This is a genomic window from Halomonas sp. PR-M31, assembly GCF_001039575.1.
Taxonomy (GTDB): Bacteria; Pseudomonadota; Gammaproteobacteria; order Pseudomonadales; family Halomonadaceae; genus Modicisalibacter.
Genome location: NZ_JIBT01000036.1, coordinates 1 through 20,389, shown reverse-complemented (window position 1 = coordinate 20,389; position 20,389 = coordinate 1). Strand labels below are relative to the sequence as shown.

At 56.1% G+C, this 20,389-nt stretch carries 17 protein-coding genes and 2 pseudogenes; 10 read left to right on the top strand and 9 right to left on the bottom strand.

Features of this window, described 5'->3' with window-relative positions; translation table 11 throughout:
• Positions 1 to 103 precede the first annotated feature (103 nt).
• Together CH74_RS11120 and CH74_RS11115 are read right to left on the bottom strand one after the other, a co-directional pair.
• Positions 104 to 427: a hypothetical protein gene (locus CH74_RS11120; protein WP_082140394.1), complete on the bottom strand. Its 324-nt coding sequence runs from the start codon at positions 425 to 427 to the stop codon at positions 104 to 106.
• Positions 424 to 1,770 carry an arylsulfotransferase family protein gene (locus CH74_RS11115; protein ID WP_048307530.1) on the bottom strand — a complete coding sequence of 449 codons (1,347 nt, stop codon included), beginning with the start codon at positions 1,768 to 1,770 and terminating at the stop codon, positions 424 to 426. Before CH74_RS11115 ends, CH74_RS11120 begins: the two co-directional genes overlap by 4 nt.
• A gap of 235 nt (positions 1,771 to 2,005) precedes the next feature.
• Between CH74_RS11115 and CH74_RS11110 the strand changes: the two genes are divergently transcribed.
• Both CH74_RS11110 and CH74_RS11105 read left to right on the top strand, forming a co-directional pair.
• Positions 2,006 to 3,733 carry a SulP family inorganic anion transporter gene (locus tag CH74_RS11110; RefSeq protein WP_048307529.1) on the top strand — a complete coding sequence of 576 codons (1,728 nt, stop codon included), beginning with the start codon at positions 2,006 to 2,008 and terminating at the stop codon, positions 3,731 to 3,733.
• Positions 3,734 to 3,810: 77 nt separating this feature from the next.
• Complete coding sequence (locus tag CH74_RS11105; RefSeq protein ID WP_048307527.1) at positions 3,811 to 5,175, top strand: nicotinate phosphoribosyltransferase; 1,365 nt, start codon at positions 3,811 to 3,813, stop codon at positions 5,173 to 5,175.
• A 26-nt stretch (positions 5,176 to 5,201) separates the two neighbouring features.
• On the opposite strand, the gene CH74_RS11100 is transcribed toward CH74_RS11105, so the two are convergent.
• Entirely contained in the window at positions 5,202 to 5,591 is a 390-nt protein-coding gene (locus CH74_RS11100; protein ID WP_048307526.1) for a hypothetical protein, read from the bottom strand.
• A gap of 218 nt (positions 5,592 to 5,809) precedes the next feature.
• A complete protein-coding gene (gene cysQ, locus CH74_RS11095; protein ID WP_048307525.1) occupies positions 5,810 to 6,637 on the bottom strand; it encodes a 3'(2'),5'-bisphosphate nucleotidase CysQ in 828 nt (275 codons plus the stop codon).
• A 125-nt stretch (positions 6,638 to 6,762) separates the two neighbouring features.
• Between cysQ and CH74_RS11090 the strand changes: the two genes are divergently transcribed.
• Positions 6,763 to 8,745 carry an ATP-dependent DNA helicase RecQ gene (locus CH74_RS11090; protein ID WP_216594752.1) on the top strand — a complete coding sequence of 661 codons (1,983 nt, stop codon included), beginning with the start codon at positions 6,763 to 6,765 and terminating at the stop codon, positions 8,743 to 8,745.
• Between the two features lie 123 nt (positions 8,746 to 8,868).
• On the opposite strand, the gene CH74_RS11085 is transcribed toward CH74_RS11090, so the two are convergent.
• The 3 genes from CH74_RS11085 to CH74_RS11075 all read right to left on the bottom strand — a co-directional run bounded on the left by CH74_RS11085 (position 8,869) and on the right by CH74_RS11075 (position 11,560).
• On the bottom strand, positions 8,869 to 10,095 hold the full coding sequence (locus tag CH74_RS11085; RefSeq protein WP_048307524.1) for a cation:proton antiporter: 1,227 nt from the start codon (positions 10,093 to 10,095) through the stop codon (positions 8,869 to 8,871).
• An 81-nt stretch (positions 10,096 to 10,176) separates the two neighbouring features.
• Positions 10,177 to 11,007 (bottom strand): ammonia-dependent NAD(+) synthetase, encoded by an 831-nt coding sequence (gene nadE, locus CH74_RS11080; protein ID WP_048307523.1) that lies wholly within the window; start codon positions 11,005 to 11,007, stop codon positions 10,177 to 10,179.
• A 46-nt stretch (positions 11,008 to 11,053) separates the two neighbouring features.
• Positions 11,054 to 11,560 carry a CinA family protein gene (locus CH74_RS11075; protein WP_048307522.1) on the bottom strand — a complete coding sequence of 169 codons (507 nt, stop codon included), beginning with the start codon at positions 11,558 to 11,560 and terminating at the stop codon, positions 11,054 to 11,056.
• Between the two features lie 348 nt (positions 11,561 to 11,908).
• On the opposite strand from CH74_RS11075, the gene CH74_RS11070 reads away from it, so the two are divergent.
• From CH74_RS11070 to CH74_RS11060, 3 genes are all read left to right on the top strand, one after another.
• Positions 11,909 to 12,508 carry a hypothetical protein gene (locus CH74_RS11070; protein WP_053070726.1) on the top strand — a complete coding sequence of 200 codons (600 nt, stop codon included), beginning with the start codon at positions 11,909 to 11,911 and terminating at the stop codon, positions 12,506 to 12,508.
• Between the two features lie 79 nt (positions 12,509 to 12,587).
• A complete protein-coding gene (locus CH74_RS11065; protein ID WP_048307521.1) occupies positions 12,588 to 13,031 on the top strand; it encodes a phage holin family protein in 444 nt (147 codons plus the stop codon).
• Entirely contained in the window at positions 13,021 to 14,319 is a 1,299-nt protein-coding gene (locus CH74_RS11060) for a DUF3618 domain-containing protein (protein ID WP_048307520.1), read from the top strand. The genes CH74_RS11065 and CH74_RS11060 overlap by 11 nt, the downstream gene beginning before the upstream one ends.
• 116 nt (positions 14,320 to 14,435) lie before the next feature.
• Here CH74_RS11060 and CH74_RS17790 read toward each other — a convergent pair whose 3' ends face one another.
• Together CH74_RS17790 and CH74_RS11050 are read right to left on the bottom strand one after the other, a co-directional pair.
• Complete coding sequence (locus CH74_RS17790) at positions 14,436 to 16,448, bottom strand: sulfatase-like hydrolase/transferase (protein WP_053070725.1); 2,013 nt, start codon at positions 16,446 to 16,448, stop codon at positions 14,436 to 14,438.
• A 98-nt stretch (positions 16,449 to 16,546) separates the two neighbouring features.
• Positions 16,547 to 17,356 (bottom strand): HAD-IIB family hydrolase, encoded by an 810-nt coding sequence (locus tag CH74_RS11050; RefSeq protein ID WP_048307519.1) that lies wholly within the window; start codon positions 17,354 to 17,356, stop codon positions 16,547 to 16,549.
• Between the two features lie 146 nt (positions 17,357 to 17,502).
• On the opposite strand from CH74_RS11050, the gene phnD reads away from it, so the two are divergent.
• From phnD to CH74_RS11030, 4 genes and pseudogenes are all read left to right on the top strand, one after another.
• The gene (gene phnD, locus CH74_RS11045) at positions 17,503 to 18,504 is read left to right on the top strand and encodes a phosphate/phosphite/phosphonate ABC transporter substrate-binding protein (protein WP_048307518.1); all 1,002 of its coding nucleotides are present in this window, start codon (positions 17,503 to 17,505) and stop codon (positions 18,502 to 18,504) included.
• A gap of 9 nt (positions 18,505 to 18,513) precedes the next feature.
• Entirely contained in the window at positions 18,514 to 19,305 is a 792-nt protein-coding gene (gene phnC / locus CH74_RS11040; protein WP_048307517.1) for a phosphonate ABC transporter ATP-binding protein, read from the top strand.
• Positions 19,302 to 20,113, top strand: a pseudogene (gene phnE, locus CH74_RS11035) (phosphonate ABC transporter, permease protein PhnE). Before phnC ends, phnE begins: the two are co-directional and overlap by 4 nt.
• Positions 20,114 to 20,126: 13 nt before the next feature.
• Positions 20,127 to 20,389 (top strand): annotated as a pseudogene (locus CH74_RS11030) (phosphonate ABC transporter, permease protein PhnE); the annotation flags it as partial.

Here is a 20,389-nt window from a genome sequence, read left to right as displayed (position 1 = left end):
TCTGGGTATCTATCATCCATGCACCTATAAAGTGCATTCGTGTCGTCCTGCAGACATACAAGCCGGTGGGGCGTGACTTGACGACCCGCCGGCTCGCGATGAATCAGGACGATGGAGGTGAATGAGAATCCGAGGAGCGTCTTGCCTGGCTTTCCTCATGCTGGACTTGCTGAGCCTGGGACTGCGTCGGTGATGTCGGTTCAGATGAGGACGAGCTCAAGCGCTCCTTGCGCCGACGCATCATGCGCCGTATCGGCCACATCAGAACGAAGAACAAGGCGATGCCGATCGCGGCAATGATGCCCCATAGGGCGCTCAATAGACTCAGCCCCGCGCCGGGGCCTACATAGGCCTGAGCGGCGGAAGGTAAGAGGACGCTGGCCGCGAGAATCACGGACGTAGCTACTGCTTTACTGGGACGCATCATGATGAGGTTCTCCTGGTGGTATCGATGACGGCACGAAAATCCGCGCCGAGTTGTTCAGGAGCGATGCGCTGGGCCGATGAGACCACGGGGATGAACTGATCCTTGTCACCCCCTCGCACTGGATTGATGAACTCCCAGACAATGTCGCCTGCGGGCGTGACCTCGAACAACCGTCCGCCATCCGATTCGGTGATCAGGCGGTTGCCGTTGGGCAAGGTTTCGGCCGCCCCGCGCAAGCCACTGTCGAAGGGATGCTCATCGTCTCCAATGTAGTACCTGACAATGGCATTGCTCTGTGGGTTCACTTCCAATACGCGTGATCGATTCCCCTTTTCATAGTTGGCCAGATTGTCGAACAGGGTAAAGTTGCCGTTTTCCAATACCCGAGCGTAGTGCTGGCCCATCCAGGGACCGCGTATCGCCCAGTTCATCCTGCTGGATTCAGGATCGACCAGAGCGATCGCGCCGGGATGGCGAAACGACAAGATGACTTGCCCGGCCTTGCCTTCGGCCGGAGCAAAGGCATCCGCCTGGGCCTGCTCGAGGTACTCGACGCTATTGGTATGCATCGGGTCCGCCACGCCGAAATGCGGTGTGGCGTAAAGTATTCCCGCATAGGAGGAGTCGAAGAACGCATGCAGCAGCGATGTCTTGCTCAGCTCGTCACCGCTTTCCCCATCGAGCTCCACCAGATAATCGTTGAGCCAAGGGGACGGTAGCTGGGGGAATTTTTCGATCTTTTCGTCGGTGAAGTCATGGGTCAAGGTAGCGATGCGCCCATCCTCGGCGATATCCAGATCGTGATGCACATGGGCCTTGTAGCTCCAGAGCAGCTTCGAGTCGCGATCGACCTTGACCATGCCGTACCCCCAGGGGGAGTCGTTGGCGGCAATGTAGATGGCAACCAGATCGCCATTGGGCAGCATGCGTGCCTTGCGCCAGTACATCAGATCGTCCGGGCGCGGCGTCTTGCCACTGGGAGTTTCCTGCCACACCTCGCTGAAGGGCAACTCCCAGCGATGGGCCACGTCGCCTTTCATGTCGACGAGTTGCGCATAGGTGCCATCACCGGAGGTATAGAGGGTGTAGCCTTGATAGGCCTGCTCGGAATCATTGATGGTGACGCCGCGTTCATCGGTACGCGCCCGGCGCCAAAGATCGGTCTCGGTGTAAGGATCATCTATCGAGCGCTGAACGAGAAGCGCCTTGCCTGCCTGGTAGGCGTTGTTGAGATAGTCGTAGGGAAACACTTTGGCCAGCACTATATAAGCGCCACCAATGAAGGCCAGCAGGACAATGGCCATGAAGAACATGGCAAAGCCAAGGCGATCCGAATTGTGCATACTGATTTCCTGAAAAAGCCCTCAAGGCCTTCAGTGACCCACTGCATTTATAAACGCTGTTCTTTTCGAGACAGCATAAACGCTCCACTGGAAAGCGCGAACGTCGATGCGAAGAACATTCAACGCTTTCTTGTTGCGCCGAAGTGCCTGGGCAGCTTCTTGCACCTCCTGGGCCAGCCCCTCATCATGCCTGGAAAAACAGGTGTTTCCTCGCCATCCTCGTTGTGAGAAGTAGATGCTCAAGCGCTATCTGCCCATTGTTACCTGGTTACCGCACTATCAACGCAGTCTGTTCGCTTACGACTTGATCGCGGGCCTGATCGTGATGGTCATGGTCATTCCCCAGTCACTGGCCTACGCGCTGTTGGCGGGTTTGCCCGCGGTGGTAGGTCTATACGCCAGCATCCTGCCGCTGCTGTTTTATGCGGTGTTCGGCTCGAGCCGCACCCTGGCGGTGGGACCGGTGGCGATCCTGGCGCTGATGACCGCGGCGGCGCTTTCCGGTATAGCAGCCCCGGGTTCTGCGGAATATATCGAGGCCGCCCTTGTTCTGGCACTCCTGTCCGGCATCATGTTGAGCGTGATGGGGTTGCTGCGCCTGGGCTTTTTCGCCAATTTCCTGAGCCATCCGGTGATCTCCGGCTTTCTGACTGCTTCGGGGCTCTTGATCGCCGCCAGTCAGATGGCCCATCTGCTCGGCATCGATTCTTCCGGTTTTACCCTGCCCGCACTGATCGGCAGCCTGATCCCGCATCTGAGTGAGATAAACCTGCCAACCGTTGCCATCAGCGTTGCCACGCTTGCGTTCTTGATCCTCTTGCGCCGTCATGGCGCTGCTTTACTTGCCAAGGTGGGAATGCCGAGCAAGCCTGCCACTCTGATCACCCGGGCAGGCCCGGTGTATGCAGTGGCGTTGACGACCCTTGCCTGCTGGGGCTTCGATCTTCCCACCCTGGGAGTAGCCGTAGTGGGCGAGATACCCAGCGGCCTGCCCCCCTTGACGCTACCTGTCTTCGATGCCTCACTCTGGCGCCAACTCTGGGTGCCGGCGCTATTGATCAGCGTGGTGGGATTCGTGGAGTCGGTTTCCATGGGCCAGATGCTGGCGGCCAAGCGCCGAGAACGCATCTCTCCGGATCAGGAGCTGATTGGCCTGGGCGCCTCCAATCTCGCTGCGGCTTTTACCGGGGGCATGCCGGTGACCGGGGGCTTGTCACGCACCGTGATCAACTTCGACGCCGGCGCTCGTACGCCGATCGCCGGGGTTGTTGCAGCACTGGGCATTACCCTTATTACCCTTTTCTTTACACCGCTTATCGCGTTTCTCCCCATTGCCACCCTGGCAGCGGTCATCACCGTATCGATCCTGACCCTGGTGGACATCGACGCCCTGCGTCATACCTGGCGCTATTCCCGCAGCGATTTCGCTGCCCTGCTGGCCACCCTGGCATTGACCCTGCTGGAGGGCGTGGAGATTGGCATTCTCGCCGGTGTCGCCCTGTCGATTGCGCTGTTTCTCTATCGTACCAGCCGCCCCCATAGCGCCCTGGTGGGGCGCGTACCGGGTACCGAGCATTTTCGCAATCTGGCGCGCCACAAGGTTGAAAGCGATGCGCGACTGGCACTTTTACGCATCGATGAAAGCCTTTATTTCGCCAACGCCCGCTATCTGGAAGACACGCTTTACGATCTGATCGCCACCCGCCCGGGGATCGATCATGTGGTATTGATCTGCTCCGCGGTCAATCTCATCGATGCCTCGGCGCTGGAGAGCCTCAAGGCGATCAATTCGCGCCTCAAGGATTCCCGGGTCACCCTGCATCTGGCAGAGGTCAAGGGCCCGGTAATGGATCGCCTGCAATACTCCGATCTCATCGAATCCCTGACCGGACGCGTCTTTCTGAGCACCTATTCGGCCTGGAAAGAATTGACCCAGCATGAGCGCTCGCAGACAACAGGCTAGTATTTCAGACTCATCGCCCATACATGGTTAGACTGGAAAGACGGATGACGCATCTTCAAGCAAGGAGCACCGCCCCGATGCCCCAGGAAACACTGGTTCGGACAGAAGATCTTGGTTTGCTGGTCGATCTCTACGAGCTGACCATGATTCAAGCCTACTGGGCCGAAGAAATGAACGAGTCGGCGACCTTCAGCCTGTTCTTTCGCACCCTGCCACAGGGGCGTAACTACATGCTGGCCTGTGGGCAACAGCATGTGGCCCAGCTGGTCACCCAGCTGCGTTTTGGCCCGGAGCAGATCGATAAGCTTCGCGGTCTGGACCTATTCGACGACGACTTCCTGGAATGGCTGGCGGGCTTTCGCTTTAGCGGTGATATCTACGCGGTACAGGAAGGAACACCGCTGTTCCCCCAAGAACCCTTGCTGGAAATAGAAGCGCCTCTTATCGAGGCGCAGCTGCTGGAAAGCCTGGTCATGAATTACGTGCACCTGGAGACGGTGCTGGCCTCCAAGGCGTCTCGTCTGGTCAACGCCGCCCAGGGGCGTGGGGTGGTGGACTTTGGCATGCGCCGCATGCATGGCATCGATGCGTCGGTTCGCGGTGTTCGCGCTTATCGTATTGCGGGCCTTGCCGGCACCAGCAATGTGCTGGGTTCCGTGACCCACGGCCTGTCCGCTCAAGGCACCATGGCGCATAGCTATATTCAGGCCCATGACGACGAAGAGGAAGCACTGGTTGCCTTTGCCCGCCGCTATCCTGGCACCACGCTGCTGGTGGATACCTATGACACCATCTCAGCGGTCAAGGGCCTGATCGCGCGCATGGCACAGGACCCCGACTTGACTATCGGCGCCATTCGGCTTGATTCCGGGGATCTGGAACAGCTGGCCAAGACCTGCCGACGGTTACTCGATGAGGCGGGGCATCAAGACATCAAAATCATTGTCAGCGGCGGCTTGAACGAACACAGCATTCGCGAACTGGTGGTAAACGGCGCTCCCATCGACGGTTTCGGCGTCGGCACATCGCTAGGCGCCTCCAGCGACGCCCCCTCTTTGGAACTCGCTTACAAGCTGACGGAATATGCTGGAGAGCCGCGTCTAAAATATTCTCCCGGCAAACATTCCCTCCCGGGGCGCAAACAGATCTATCGTGAACAACGTGAAGACGGCAGCTATTGTTGCGACCATTTGACCTTACGGGATGAGCAAGCGCCTGGCACTGCCCTGCTGCAACCTATCGTGCTCAAGGGTGAGTTTCAGGAAGCGAGCCTGGCGTCTCTCGATGCGGCGCGGGAAATGAGCCTCGATGCCATTTCTCGTCTGCCCCCGGAGCTTCGTAGCCTGGTCGAAGCACGTCCATATGGTGTAAGCGTCAGCGACAAGCTCAAAGAGCGCCGGCGCCTGGCACAGTCCCGGCTTGGTCTGCCGAGCGAGAACTGACACCCGGAAGAGGGCTTGGCGCAAGATCAAGACAGCGTGTTTCCACTTTCGATCTTGCGCCGCTCTTCCTCGCTATCGACGAAGCGTACACTGGTCGGATCAATGCCATAGAGCTTTGCGACCTGCAACACCTCGGTCTGATGCTCGGTGAGAGCCGCGCGTCTTAGCTGTCGTCGGCTCGGGGTAATGCACTTCAGTACCACCCAGATAACAAATGCCAAACCTACCAGATGCCATACGTACTCAGAAATGAAGCGCGAAAGCTCGACACCGCTGGCGAACCAACCGGTAAGCGCAATCATCAATGTGAGGATTGCGCTCCAGAATGGGTTAGGCAGACCCAGGAAGCGATTGGCGCTGAGCAGCGTCTTTTCGTAGTATCGCAGGGAATACGCCACGGGGGTTTTGGCGATCATGGGCGGCTCAATAGACGGTTTGCATGAGCCAATCAGTGTGCATCGTTGCAAGCATTGCTGATCTGATGAAATGCGAAGTTTGTATGGGGTAGTTTGCGCCCAGGATTGCGTAAATGCGCCCCTCTTTTACCTGATTACACAATGTCCTGCATTTCTGGACACAAACCCTCTTTATGCAACAAGAATGTAAAGAAGCGGTGACACCTCAACCGACTCAGCTAGGTTGAAGAGCGCGCTTTTTCCAGTGCTTTCACCCAACGTTCATTCCTACCGTTACAGACAATGAAAAAGGGATTGTTCAGGCTCTCTTTTTGATTGTAGCGCAAAGGCCTAAGCGTACTAACATCCAGCACATCACCGCCTGCTGCCAGTACCACGGCGTGAGCGGCAGCAGTATCCCACTCACAGGTGGGCGCAAGACGGGGGTAGAGATCCGCCGCGCCCTCGGCAACCAGACATAGCTTGAGAGAGCTGCCCATGCTGACCCGCTCATGACGGGGCAATCCACGACAAAAGGTCTCGAACGCAGAAGCGCCATGGGAGCGGCTGCCGACGACTTTCCAGGGTGATTGCTCGGGTACGGGCAGCTCTCTTGCCTGGATGGCATGACTTTCACCGTTTGATCCCTTGAACGCCCCTATCCCCGTCTGGCCCCACCAGGTCTGTTCCAACGCCGGCGCCTGCACGATGCCGAAGATAGGCACCCCATTTTCGATCAGTGCCACGTTGATGGTGAATTCGTCGCTGCGCTTGACGAACTCCTTGGTGCCATCGATGGGATCGATCAGCCAGTAGCGCGTCCAGTGGCGGCGAACGTCGTAGCTTGCCAGCTTCGACTCCTCAGACAGTACGGGAGTATCCGGCAAAACTTTCTGCAAAAGCGTCGTCAACAGTCGATTGGCGAGCAGATCGGCTTCGGTCAAAGGGCTATTATCTGCCTTGGTCTCGACGTCGAAATCCCGGCGATAGACGACCATCACCTGTTGCCCGATTTTATCGACACCTTCCAGCAGTCGCTGGCGTTGCTGTTCATCAAGTGTTTTCATCGATTCATCCTGTTGTCTGAATTCAACGTTCGGATATGCGCCAGTCTAGGTGACAAGTCGCGCACTATCCCGGGCGTGTTATGGTTGTCGCGCTCCTACCAAGCGTAAACGTGACGACCTCGAACATGATCGATCAAGCCATTTACACGACCTTGCAGCAGACTTTTGGCTATCGCGACTTTCGTCCGGGCCAGGAAGCGGTGATCTCCGCCGTGGTGGCGGGTCGATCCGCCGCCGCCATTTTCCCGACCGGCTCCGGCAAGTCTCTTTGCTATCAGGTACCGGCGCAGCATCTTGCGCATTTGACCCTGGTGGTCTCGCCGCTACTGGCTCTGATGCAGGATCAGCTGGCCTTTCTTGAACGCCATGGTATCGCCGCCGCTAGCATCGATTCGGCTCAGACGCGAGAGGAAGCAAGTGCGGTGATGGCCGGGGTAAAACGAGGCGACATCAAGATCCTGATGATCTCCGTAGAACGCCTGAAGAACGAGCGTTTCCGACGCTTCATCGCTCAGGTGCCGATCTCGCTATTGGTCGTCGACGAGGCCCACTGCATTTCCGAGTGGGGGCACAACTTTCGCCCGGACTATCTCAAGCTGCCGGATTATCAGCGTCAGTTCGGCATCCCCCAGGCTCTGCTGCTGACCGCTACCGCGACGCCTAAAGTCATCGCGGACATGCGCGAGCGCTTCGCCATTGCCCGGGAGCATGTCGTCACCACCGGTTTCTATCGATCCAATCTTAATCTGCTGGTCGAGCCCGTAACCAGCAGTGACAAGCTCCCACGCCTTGCCGAATGGCTGGCACCCCGGCTTGGAAACACTTCGCCGCAGCCCACCATCGTCTACGTCACCCTGCAGAAAACCGCGCAGAAGGTGGCGTCGTATCTACAACGGCAAGGTCTTGACGCCCAGGCCTATCACGCCGGCCTGCCCCATGAGCAGCGCGATCAACTTCAACGGCGCTTCATGGCCGGCGAAATCTCCTGCATTGTTGCGACTATTGCCTTTGGCATGGGCATCGACAAGAGCAACATTCGCAACGTAGTGCATTTCGACCTGCCCAAATCCATCGAGAACTACAGTCAAGAAATCGGTCGCGCCGGCCGGGACGGCCACGCCTCGGACTGTCTGGTGCTGGCCAACCGGGACAGCCTCAACGTGCTGGAGAACTTCGTCTATGGCGATACGCCGGAACATGAGGGCATTATCGCGGTATTCGACGAGATCACCGCGGTGACCTGTCGCGGCGAATCGCAGTGGGAGCTGATGCTCAGCACCCTGTCCCGGCAGAGCAACATTCGACCGTTGCCGCTCAAGACGCTGCTGGTACAGCTCGAGATGCGCGATCTCATTGCGCCCCGCTACTCTTATTATGCGGAATATCGTTTCAAGTACCTGATTGAACCGGAGGCTCTGGCAGCGCGCTTCGAGGGCGAGCGTCGACGATTCGTCGAGGCAATCCTGCACAGCGCGCCTCGAGCCAAGACCTGGTGCACCCTGGATTTTGAGGCGCTATACCGGTACGGCGTCGATCAGGACCTGGATACCCGGCGCGAGCGGGTCATTACGGCACTGGAATACTTTCAAGACAAAGGCTGGATCGCGCTCGAGAGCAAGCAGATGACGGACGTGTATGAGGTGCGAGACGCTCAGATCGACGTGACGACCTTGAGTGCCGAGTTGCACGCTCATTTCAAGGAGCAGGAACACAGCGAAATCCAGCGCATTAATGCCATGCTTGATCTGTTTGAAAGCGATACCTGCCTGAGCCATCGCCTGGCCGTCTATTTCGGCGACGAGCAAGCGCCAATGCGATGCGGCCACTGCTCTGTGTGTCTAGGCCAGGTAACTGCACTTCCCAGACCACCATCATTGCCTGGCTTGGAAGACGAGGACTTCACCGCCCTATGCGGCGAATTCATCGAACGTCATCAATCGCTGTGCGAGGGCCAGCTACCCAACGCGGAACGCCTGACGCGCTTCCTGTGTGGCCTAAGCATGCCGATCTTTACCCCGATGAAAGCGAGAAGTCTTGACGGTTTTGCCCAGCTAGAAGCCTATCCCTATGCCGACGTGCGCCGCTGGGTGATGGTCAACATGGTTTGACCCCAAGGTTCTGGAAATAGGCGCCGTCACGATTACTCTTTAAAAATGACAAGCAGGACAATCCCATTCTGGGCTTATCGTGAATGATAGTGCCCACGTCTGGAAACAACTCGCTGATTCAACTTAGCCTAAGTCCTGTTTACGTGCATATAACCTAGCAAAGGGTGCTGCGGTTATTCCATGTGCAACGACCGAGGCAAAAACACACAGGCTGACCACGATCCATACTTGATCGTTTCCCGTCCGGCTCGATGCCAGTACACCATAGAACAGTGCTGAGACGCCGATAGGGCCAAACCAGCCCATGACCAGCGCAATATTGCGCTCCCGTACCGGCGGCAGCCATCTGCGTAGTCCCCATATAATTGGCAGACGACGTAGCAGCAATATGAGCACCACCAGTAACAGACCGCTCCAGCCCAGTGCCAGCCAATCGCCCCAGGGCGCCATCAAACCGAACAAGGCAAACACCGGCATGGTAAAGAAGAGATTGACCATCTCTTGAACGTTGTCTTCTTCACTCCGCTCCTTGCCGTTCACCAGTTGATCATAGGCAATGCCCGCGGCGAACACCGCTAGAATACTATCCGTTCCCAGTAATTTACCGACGCCAAGCACGAGTAGCGTCAGCGCCAAGGTAACTGCCAAAAAGGAAGGCTGGTCGAAAAATCCTTTGCGCTCGGACCAATTTAGTAATCTACCAAAGCACCAGCCTAGTATGGCACCTATCAGTACGCTGCCAGCGACCTCCCAGAGCCAGACCTGAAAAAACCACTCCATCCAGGCGGTTCCCGTTGGTTTGGTCAGCAGCAAAATGGCCAGGAATACGAAAGGATATGCCAGACCATCGTTGGCGCCGGACTCGGCAGAGAGAAGATGACGAAACCCAGCGGGAAGATTGTCCTTGGCGACGCCACCGGTCACGATTGATGAGGCGATGACCGGATCCGTAGGACAGATGCTGGCACCAATCAACAGGGCTATCAATAATGAGATGCCAAGCGTCCATTGGGTCAGTAGCGCGCTGATCAGGAACATGAGCGGCATGCCAATTCCCAATAGAATCAGCAGAGATCGCCAATGCACAAAAGGGAATCGCGCGGGTAGCCGTAGCGCAATACCCATGAGACTGATACCCAACGTCAGCCGAGTCGTCTCTTCGAGTACGTGATGGCTATTGCCCCATGCCTCAGGGTCGAGCAGATTCAAGCCATAAGGGCTGAGCACAACTCCTATACAAAAAGCGACCAATGGAGGCGATAACCAAGAACGGTCGATGGGACGCGATAGCAGTCCCAACAGCAATACCAGACCTCCGGCGGTGGCCAGTATGATGTTGATGTCTTTCATGTTTAGCCGGCTCCTTGGCTTTGATGATCGACCAGGCGACTGATAAAGCGCCGGAACACCGGCGCTCAAATAAAGCTTGTTTCAGGGGGTGGCAGGAAGCTCTCTCTTATGTGCGGTGCGTTGATAGGCCTCAATGATGGTTTGGTAAGCTTCCTCGCTTACGGTTTGCCCCTGCAGGAAGCGATCGATCTCTTCGTAACTCACGCCGAGGGCATCTTCGTCCGTTAGCTGGGGTTTAAGTGACTCAAGATCCGCCGTAGGGACTTTTTCGATAAGATCCGCCGGTGCTTTCAGGGTTCGCCCCAATTCGCGCACCTGCTCTTTGGTCAAGCCGGTCAATGGCGCCAGATCGCAGGCACCATCACCGTATTTGGTGAAAAACCCCATCATCCCTTCGGCCGCCTGATCGGTACCCACCACCAGCGCGCCCTTGGCACCTGCCACGGCGTACTGAGCGATCATGCGTTGTCGCGCCTTGATATTGCCCAGCACGAAATCACGATGATGCTCATCCTTGAAGGTGAGGCCGCCTTTTTCAAGCTCGTCGATCATGGCATCGCTGGCCGACTTGATGTTCGTCGTCAGCACCTCGTCAGGGACGATGAAATCAATGGCAGCCTGGGCCTCATCCTCGTCATGCTGTTCGCCATAAGGAAGGCGCTGGGCATAAAACCGCGCTTCAACACCTTTCTCCCGGGCCTTTTCCACAGCCAGTTGGGCCAGGCGACCTGCCACCGTCGAATCGACACCGCCACTGATTCCCAGCACCAGGCCATGCTGTCCAGTCGCCATCATGCGCTCACACAAGAACTCACAGCGGCGCTCGACTTCTTGCTGAGGATCAATAGATGCTTGCGCCGCAAGATCATCAATGATGCGCCTTTGCATCGCGTCTTTATCGTGCTCACTCATGAATGCCTCCTTTATGCACTATCGTAGTGTCCAAGATGGATCATGTTCACAAGGGCGGCGCCTTTCCTTCAAGCACTGCCTGATGGTATTGAGGAATTCGCTGAAGCGCATGATGTGCTGCAGCGAGACGCACTTCATTTCGATCTCCAGTGAAGCGACGGGTCTCGGTATACAGGTATTTCTTGTCATCATGACGAAAAGCCCAAGCAAAACACACCGTTCCTACCGGGATATCCCCCTGAGGTTGTGGACCCGCAATGCCTGTGTTGGCGACGGCGAGATCGGCGTGATTGTTGTCGAGCGCCCCCAACGCCATTTCTTTCGACGTTTCTTCGCTGGTGAGCCCGAAGTTCTCGATAGTGGCATAGCGTACGCCGAGGTAACGATTCTTGGCCTCTGGGGAGTAAACCCCCAGTCCGCAATCGATCGACTGTCCGCTGCCCGGCACTCTGGCAAGCTCCGATACGATCAAACCCGCCGTGCAGGATTCTGCCGTGGCAAGTTTCAACTCATGGTTGATGAGATATTGGGTAATGTCTTCCAGAAGCGTCATCAGCTCTCCTCCTTGAAATTGAATGACTTCGAAATTTTAAAAGGTAAAATTGACAGCTTCCAATAACACATGATGAAAAAACATATGGCTGCTAGCTATTTTGTTTTTACCGTTTATTGGCAAATTACAACAACTATAATCTTCGATGTTGTCCTCGCGTTTAAAACCGGTAATTCCTTAGTATCAGCCACTCTCATAAATATTAAAAAAAACATTACTCAATTGATGGTTGACACCACTCGCCGATCCACTACATTTAATCTGGCGAACCGAAAGCAATGAATAGGCAGCTGGAAGCTCCTTGTTTTCTTCGTAACATTAATCTGGGTTAAATAGGGAGATATGCGCATGATCGATCCGGAAAATTCCAATACTTCGAACTCACCTTCCAGGGGCGCTACGACCTCTCAATCCACGTCAAGTGATTTGAGTTCCTCCTCAAACACGGCAGGAAATTCTCGCCACACTGAAGAAGCCAAGAACAAGGCTCGTCAGAGTGCGGGTGAAGTCAAGGATGCCGCTCGCAAACAAGCGGAAGGCATGTTCGACCAGCAAAAAGAGAATGCTGCCAATCAAGCTGAAGGACTGTCATCGGCTTTTCGTAAGATGGCGAAAGAGTTCGATGAACAGGATCAGCGCTCATTTTCTGGCTATGCCAACAACATTGCCAGAGCCACGGATAGCATCTCTCAGCGATTGCGTGAACAGAATCTAGATGGCCTGTTACATCAGGTACAGGATTACAGCCGTCGCCAACCCGCCGTATTCCTGGGGGGCGCCATCGCAGCCGGCTTCTTTCTGGCGCGGTTCTTGAATAGCTCCCAGCAGAATGGCTCGTCCGGCTCCTCAACCTACTCCAGCTCCAACACCTCATCCCCGCGTGGTTCCACCGGTATGGGCTCAGGTATGGGCAATTCGAGCGATACGTTAGGTCCAGGGCCCTATTGAGGCTTACCACTGGTGCCTTTGATTCGCAGGTTGGCCAAGTCAGAATAATTCAACGCGACTAGCCAGGGAGGCTAATAGCATGGATACAGACAATAGAAACACGACGAGAGACAGTTCTTCCTCTTTTGGCACCTTGATTTCAAGCTTGACCAATGAAGTGACATCATTGGTGCGTAACGAAGTCGATCTTGCCAAGGCCGAGATGGGACAAAAGGTTTCTCAAATAGGCACCGGCGTCGGTTCAATTGCAGCAGCGGGCGCGGTGCTCATGTGCGGCTTTTTGGTACTGCTTGCCGCCGCGGTGTTTGGCCTGGATACGGTACTTCATACCCCTTGGCTTTCAGCACTGATCGTGGGTGTAATCGTCGTCGTCATCGGATTCATCATGTTGCAGACCGGCAAGAAAAAGCTAAAGGCCACGAATCTGATGCCGCAACGCACTATTTCCAGCGTTCAGAAGGACGCAGACATGGCGCAACATCACAAAGTCGAGGCTAAGGAGCAGCTGAAAAATGAGCGATAATAACCAGGACAATCAGGATACTCGCAAGCCTGAAGAGATCGAATCGGATATTGAAGAGAATCGCGAACGATTGGATCGCACTCTGCACGAACTTGAAGAAAAGATCTCACCTCGCCGATTGATAGACACGACGATGGACTATGTGCGTAGCGGGGGTGCCAATGAATTTGCCTCCAATCTGAGCGATACCATCAAGAACAATCCGGTGCCTTTTGTACTCACAGGCGTTGGCTTGGGCTGGCTGATAATGGCTCAGCGTAATCCCGACAAGTATTCACGTCGTAATAGGTACAACGACGACGTCGATACCTATGGCTACGAGGACAGCCGGCACTATCCGATGACGACTCGTCCGGCACCAACCGGTGCGTCATCAGGTTCCACGGCAGGCCTACCGAGCGACTCCACTAGAGTACCGCCCACGACTTCCGTACCGTCTTCCACCAGCGTTCCACCGACTAGTGGTACGACTGCTGGCGGCACGACCGTGGGATCCACTACGACAACCAGCCGTGTGCCGCCCGCTGCGTATACAACGGGTACTCTAGGAGATAACGACTACGACGACCGGCAAGGCAAAGGTCGGATGAGCGGTGCCAAGGAAAAGGCGCAGAACATGTCCAGCAGCGTAAAAGATGGTGCTCGGAACATGTCCAATAGCGTAAAAGGACGTGCTCAAAGCATGTCCAGCAGCATGCGCGATGGCACATCACGGATGAAAAGCGGTTCACGTTCCGCCATGCGCGGCGCCTCTCAAAGCGCTCAGAATGCTGGGCAGCAGACAACTCAGTTCATCCAGGAACATCCCCTGGTGACTGCCGCGTTGGGCGTTGCCATTGGTGCCGCGATTGGAAGCCTGTTACCGTCTACACGCTTTGAAGATGAGCAGTTTGGCGACACTCGGGACAAGCTTGTCGATCGCGCAGCTGAGGAAGGTCAAAAGCAAGCTGATAACGTTCAGTCCAAAGTGGAAGAAAAAGCTCAAAAAGCGAAGCAGGATGCACCCAATGCACCTGATTCCGGGGGCACGACTGCAGGCTCGTCAAGCTCGTCGGGCAGTCATAGCGCTTCGTCTGCTTCAGGCTCATCTTCGACGACCAGCACGGGCACTACTGGCACTTCATCACGGACTTCGTCGACGTCAGGAGCTCCTGGAACTTCGGGTACTTCGGGTACTGGAACTTCTGGTAGTTCGTCTACGCCGTCGACGAGTTCAGGCAGGCCAACGGAGCAGGATATCTCGAAGACCGATATCGACTCAGGCAACCCGCCGAATCGTGGCGTCTGACAGCTTTTCCTGGAAAACGGCGCTATCGTCAAAGTTGTATTTGATATAGCGTCATTGAAACGAGGACCGGTCCAGCCGGTCCTCGTTTTTTATTACTTAACTCGATATTGGTTTGTTCACAAAATATCGGTCGCTAGAATGCCATTGACCAATTCCGACGAGGAAAATACGCGCTCTCCTGCGCCTTTCAGTCCCGATACAAGACAGACGCCAACATCGGCACTACGGGTCTCTTCGCATTCAAGAGCATATAGATAACGAGCCCCCTCCTTTAGACTGTCGATGTGCTCGGCAAAGTTCTGAAAATAGAGTTCCACGACCTTGTTTTGCTCATCGAGGACCGAGAAGAAAGGTGCTTCGAGCCGATTGTCACCCACTAGAACGCCCTGACCGTTACTTCTGATCTCACCCTTGACCGTTGGCATACCCCATAATCCGCGGGCGAAACTCAAGTACTGCGTGACGTCGCCGCTGGTGTAGTAATCTCTGGTGTAAGCCGGCGCGTTGATTGAGTCCGTCTCGAATAGCGAACGTCCAAATCCGAGTGCCGTCTTGTCCGCTCCCATCAAGCTCATGAGTGTGGCACCCACATCCAGCATGGTGCCCTGCACCTGACGTTCCCCTGGCGCTACGTCACTGTCGAATACCATCAGCAGGTTTTCTCGTTTGTCCGCCTTTTCTATCAACGTCTGAGCATCGTTGATCATGGCTAAATGATCGGATAACACGACCAACCGCGTGTTCTGGTAATAAGGTGAACTGCGCACTCGATCGATAAAACGCGATACTAGCTGGTCCGCACAGCGCAGGGCGTTGAGCGTATTTATCTCACCATCCCGGTAGCGAACTTCCTTGCAGCTGGGCGATATATGGCCATGGGGGTGATGGGTATCCATGGTTAGCGCGAAGAGTGCAAAAGGGGTTTCTTTTTTCGAGAGTTCGACAAATTCCGCGTAGGTGCTTTCCAGCACTTCGTCATCATAAGCGCCCCATACCGCAAACTTGCCCTTGCTTTGCTGCCACTCTTTGAAATAGTGCTTGTCTCGCACGGTATTGAAACCGTGCTGTTCCAGGAAACGTCCTTTGCCGGCGAACTCTGAGGAAGAGCCGCCCATATAAACCGTGTCGAAACCGTTTTCGCCAAGATACTCCGCGAAGCACTTCGCCTTGGGTAGAAAATGAGCCACGTTGCCCATCTCATTAGGTTCGGCACCCGGCGTCACCAGAGGCAGTCCACACTGGGTATTGACGAGCCCGGCAATCGTCCAACCCGCACCAGGGGTTTGCTCGATACCGGAAAAGTAAGCGGACTCACTGCGTTGGGCTCGCAGCTGGGGCAAAAGATCCGGGAATAGCGTTTCATCAAAGTAAGTCGACTCGACGCTTTCCAAATAAAGTACGACAAGATTCTTGTCACGGCTAAGAGAGCGTCTGTCGGTATTGTATAGCGCCTCGAGCCGACGTTCCTGATCGCTATCAAGCGTTGAATAAGTCTGGGTCAAGGCGAGGATATTTTGATGCCATGGCGATGCCAGCCAGCCGGCGCCTACCAGCAAACACCCCAGGGCCAAGGATATCGTCGAGCCGTATTTCAGGTCATGGTACGTGTCGTGTCGGGAAGACGATCCATGATCGAGTCGCTGAGACCGCCGCCGTTGCCAGACCATGACCCAGGGCAGCAGAAGAAACAGAAGCGCTAAGCTTACATAGGCCGTGAATACAATGATCTCCCGCAAAAACTGGGTGTAATCTGCGCCTTCGGTGCCGCTGAAAAAGTGAAAGATGACAGATTGATTGATGCCTACCCCGGTCATCATGTCCGCCACTCGCCATACACCCCAGAAAAGAGTGTAGATAAAGCCAAGCACTCCCAATGCAATGGCCCAGGCGGAGCGAATCGAGACGATCAGTATCAATAGCCCCAGCACGATCACCACGCCCAGGGCATGCCAAGCAACCATCGCTTCGAGGATGGCTTCACTCGTTGAAGCGAAAAGGCTGGAAAGACGATCAGGCGCAAGCTTCGGCCAGTAACGCAGAACCACAATACCGGCAATGATGAGAACTAGCGCAGCGATCGGCAGGTACCAACCCAGCCGATGCTTGAGTAAGGATAATTGTTTTTTCATTCGTGCAGGCCTATGACCCTTGACCAGATTTATTCATCTGGTCACCAATCTGTCACCGTTGTGACTTGTTTCATAGAATGACACATTCCACGCAAGCATCACTCATTAAAAGGTCGTAATCGCGCTGCCAGCAGGCGGTTTGCCATCTCCACGAAGCCTTCACCGTGACTGGCATCGCACACCCAACGTGGGGCCCAATTCAGCTTGTCGAGATGTGGAAGAATATTGGCGACTCCAACGCTCAAGGAAATCTCTCGAAATAGCGGTTCATCGTTGGGCGCATCGCCAATGAACAGTACACGTCGAGCTCGATCCCTGGCATCAAGCCCCAGATCTTTCACAAGAAGATGTTGTGCCATGGCCGCTTTATCGTGATCGCCAAACCAGGCATTGACATGAATCGAGCTGGCTCGAGCACTCGCGCCAGCCTCGTCGAACAGTGCGATCAAGATAGCGACCTGTTCGCTGTTCAAGGGACCTACATCCTGAGCATGATCTATCGCCACATCGACAAGGCGATAAGGTTGATCCGCAGCGAGCCGCGCCCCGGGTACTTGCTGCAGTGCCCGCTCTGCAATCATCAGCAACTGCCGCTGCTCTGCCTGTAATTCTTCTAGCGGCCGGATAAAATGCCGTTCGAGCCGGCCGTGCTCGTTCAAACGAAAACGAAACGCCCCACTCTCGCCGATGACGGCACTGACCGGCCAGGCCCGTACGATATGATCGCACCAGCCGGCACAGCCTCCCGTGACGGGAATGACCCGAACTCCCGCTGCCATCAGATCACTCATGGCCTTCAGGGTCGCTGGCGCCAGCTTGCCGTGACGGGTCAGCGTGTCGTCCACGTCCGTGAGCAGGACATCGACTTGTGCCAATAGCTCGAGATCAGCGTCAACAAAACGTGCCATGTTTTCTTCACTCTCGATTGATATCCGGTAACGGCTATACGCCCTTGTGCTAATTGAAGTCCACGAGATTGCTACCTAATCTCATAAAATATGTCGCAATAGCCCGGTCCGATAATAACCCCAAAAAGGGATAAGGAGCTTTCACCATGCCATTTCGCACTCAATTACAGCATGCGCGTCGATTGACCTTGGGAACCGCCCTCGCCGCGTTGCTGGTGCCCGCCGCCAATGTCATGGCCGCCGAGGAAGACTGCCCCAGCCGCGGCGATCTGGCGCCCATGTATTGTGATGCCAATAACGATCTGGTCGCGGATACACCCAGCGACTCATCCAAACTGCTCGATCCGGATACGCTGATCTTCGCCTATACCCCGGTCGAAGATCCGGCAATTTACGCCGACATCTGGGAGCCGTTCATCGAGCATCTATCCGAGGAGACCGGTAAGGACGTGCGCTTCTTCGCGGTACAGTCCAACTCCGCCGAAATCGAAGCCATGCGCAGCAATCGTATCCATATCGCGGGCTTCTCTACCGGCCCAACCCCTTTCGCCGTCAACCTGGCGGGGGCGGTGCCCTTTGCGATCATGGGCTCCGAGGATGGCAATTTCGGCTATACCCTGCAGGTCTATACCCGCAAGGATAGCGGTATCGATGAACTGAAGGATCTCGAGGGCAAGCGCGTCGCCCACACTTCCCCCACCTCCAACTCCGGCAACCAGGCGCCCCGGGCGCTATTCCCCAAGGAGGGCATCGTGCCCGGCGAGGACTACGAAGTGGTCTATTCCGGCTCCCACGATCAGTCCATGCTCGGTGTGGTGGCCGGCGATTACGATGCGGCTCCGGTGGCCTCGGAAGTGGTCGATCGCATGGCGGATCGCGGGCTCTATGACCCGGAAGAGGTCAAGATCGTATTCGAGTCCAAGCGTTTTCCGACTACCTCCTATACCTACGCTCATAATCTCAAGCCGGAACTTGCGCAAAAGATCAAGGACGCCTTCATGAGCTTCGACATGCAAGGAACGGCACTAGGCGAGGAGTTCACCGGCGTTACCCAGTTCGTGCCCATCAGCTACAAGGAGGACTGGGAGGTTATCCGAGATATTCAGGAAGCGAATGGGATTAGCTACACCCGCGAGAACATCGAATAGGGCCTTCCAATGCTTCGCATTTCTCGCTTGGTCAAGCGCTATGGCAACGGCGAACCGGTGCTCAAGGATCTCGATCTGGAGGTGCCGGGGGAGTCAGTCGTCTCGATCATCGGTGCCTCCGGCGCCGGCAAGAGCACGTTGCTGCGCTGTATCAATCGTCTGGTCGAGCCGACCTCCGGCAGCATCCTGCTCAATGATCTGGAACTCACCACCCTAAAGCGAGAAAACTTGCGCAAGGCCCGGCGACGTATCGGCATGATCTTTCAAGGCTTCAATCTGGTTGATCGGCTCACGGTAATGGAAAACGTGCAGTGCGGTCGCCTGGGCTACATCCCTTACTGGCGTGCCGCTCTGCGCCGTTATCCCGCGAAGGACATCGAGCGCGCCTTCCAGCTCATGGAGCGAGTAGGCATCGCCCATTACGCCAACAAGCGCGCCGATGAGCTTTCCGGGGGCGAGCGTCAGCGGGTCGGCGTAGTACGTGCCTTGATGCAGGACCCGGACATATTGCTGGCGGATGAACCCACTGCCTCCCTGGACCCGGTCACTTCCCGTCAGATCATGGAATTGCTGCAGCGTCTCGCAAATGAGCTGCACCTGCCGGTGCTGATCAACATTCACAACGTCAGCGAGGCCAAGGAGTTCACTCAGCGCATCGTCGGCATGCGCTTCGGACGCATCATCTTCGATGGCAAGCCCGGTGATCTGGATCAGGACGCGATGGATTCGGTGTATAGCGGCACATCGGAAGACAAGGAAGCGTCTGCCTCTGCCTCGCAGGCCGACAAGGTCGCAACATGAGCAGCAACACGACGATGGCAACAACGCCGCGACAGTGGCGTAAGGCGCCCTTCATCGCCAACCCCTGGTTGCGCTGGGGCTTGTTGATCGGTTTCGCTATCTACGCCGTCTGGGCGATCACTACCCTGCCCTTTGATTGGCCGCGCGTCAGTGAAGGTATGGAACGCGCCGCACGCATCTTCGGCGGCGCCTTTCCGCCCAACTTCGATCGCGGCGGTCTGCTGCTGAAAGGATTTCTCGAAAGTTTACAGATTGCCATTCTCTCGACTCTGCTCGGACTGGCGTTGAGTGTGCCGATTGCCTTTATGGCAGCCCGCAATATCGCGCCCCTACCCATTTATCTGCTCGGGCGTATCTTGATCATCGTTGCCCGCAGTTTCCATCCGGTCATCGTCGCCATCTTGTTCGTCAAGGCCGTGGGCTTTGGCCCGGTGGCGGGGATCCTGACCTTGACCATTTATTCCATCGGCTTCGTTGCAAGATGCTCGCGGAGCGCATCGAGGAGATCGACTGGGGCCAGGTGGAGGCCCTGCGCAGTACCGGTACAGGCACGTTCACCGTGCTGCAATTCGGTGTGCTGCCGCAGATCATGCCGCGCCAGATTGGCCTGTCTATCTATCAACTGGACAGCAACCTGCGTGCTTCGGCGGTGGTGGGCATCGTCGGTGCCGGCGGCATCGGCTCGACCCTGATGAACGCCTTCGGCCGCTATGACTATGACTTCGCGTTGGCGATCACCCTGGTGATCATCGCCGTCATCCTGGTCAGCGAAGCGATCAGTGGGCGCATTCGGAAGAATATCTGGTGAAAAGGAGCATCTGGTGAAGCAATCCGTTGCTGATCGCGCCTGGTCGCGCCATACCGGGCGTCAACGCTGGGTCCGGTTTGCCAGTCTGCTCGCCGTGGCGGTCGCCGCGGGCTGGTCCTTGACCAGCATCGATATCATTTGGCCCTGGGTATGGGATGCACCCGCTCAGATCGGCGATCTCTTCAAGCGCATGGTGCCACCGGATGTCTCTGCCATTAAGGCCATCACCTGGGCGCTGATCGAGACACTCAATATCGCCACCATTGCCACCTTTTT

What these genes read in the sequence shown, in the direction of transcription:
- CH74_RS11070 (WP_053070726.1), top strand. Translation starts at nt 11,909, where the DNA reads ATGATCGATCCGGAAAATTCCAATACTTCGAACTCACCTTCCAGGGGC.
- CH74_RS11100 (WP_048307526.1), bottom strand. Translation starts at nt 5,591, where the DNA reads ATGATCGCCAAAACCCCCGTGGCGTATTCCCTGCGATACTACGAAAAG.
- phnD (WP_048307518.1), top strand. Translation starts at nt 17,503, where the DNA reads ATGCCATTTCGCACTCAATTACAGCATGCGCGTCGATTGACCTTGGGA.
- CH74_RS11090 (WP_216594752.1), top strand. Translation starts at nt 6,763, where the DNA reads ATGATCGATCAAGCCATTTACACGACCTTGCAGCAGACTTTTGGCTAT.
- nadE (WP_048307523.1), bottom strand. Translation starts at nt 11,007, where the DNA reads ATGAGTGAGCACGATAAAGACGCGATGCAAAGGCGCATCATTGATGAT.
- CH74_RS11085 (WP_048307524.1), bottom strand. Translation starts at nt 10,095, where the DNA reads ATGAAAGACATCAACATCATACTGGCCACCGCCGGAGGTCTGGTATTG.
- CH74_RS11060 (WP_048307520.1), top strand. Translation starts at nt 13,021, where the DNA reads ATGAGCGATAATAACCAGGACAATCAGGATACTCGCAAGCCTGAAGAG.
- CH74_RS17790 (WP_053070725.1), bottom strand. Translation starts at nt 16,448, where the DNA reads ATGAAAAAACAATTATCCTTACTCAAGCATCGGCTGGGTTGGTACCTG.
- CH74_RS11115 (WP_048307530.1), bottom strand. Translation starts at nt 1,770, where the DNA reads ATGCACAATTCGGATCGCCTTGGCTTTGCCATGTTCTTCATGGCCATT.
- CH74_RS11050 (WP_048307519.1), bottom strand. Translation starts at nt 17,356, where the DNA reads ATGGCACGTTTTGTTGACGCTGATCTCGAGCTATTGGCACAAGTCGAT.
- cysQ (WP_048307525.1), bottom strand. Translation starts at nt 6,637, where the DNA reads ATGAAAACACTTGATGAACAGCAACGCCAGCGACTGCTGGAAGGTGTC.
- CH74_RS11120 (WP_082140394.1), bottom strand. Translation starts at nt 427, where the DNA reads ATGATGCGTCCCAGTAAAGCAGTAGCTACGTCCGTGATTCTCGCGGCC.
- CH74_RS11110 (WP_048307529.1), top strand. Translation starts at nt 2,006, where the DNA reads ATGCTCAAGCGCTATCTGCCCATTGTTACCTGGTTACCGCACTATCAA.
- CH74_RS11065 (WP_048307521.1), top strand. Translation starts at nt 12,588, where the DNA reads ATGGATACAGACAATAGAAACACGACGAGAGACAGTTCTTCCTCTTTT.
- phnC (WP_048307517.1), top strand. Translation starts at nt 18,514, where the DNA reads ATGCTTCGCATTTCTCGCTTGGTCAAGCGCTATGGCAACGGCGAACCG.
- CH74_RS11075 (WP_048307522.1), bottom strand. Translation starts at nt 11,560, where the DNA reads ATGACGCTTCTGGAAGACATTACCCAATATCTCATCAACCATGAGTTG.
- CH74_RS11105 (WP_048307527.1), top strand. Translation starts at nt 3,811, where the DNA reads ATGCCCCAGGAAACACTGGTTCGGACAGAAGATCTTGGTTTGCTGGTC.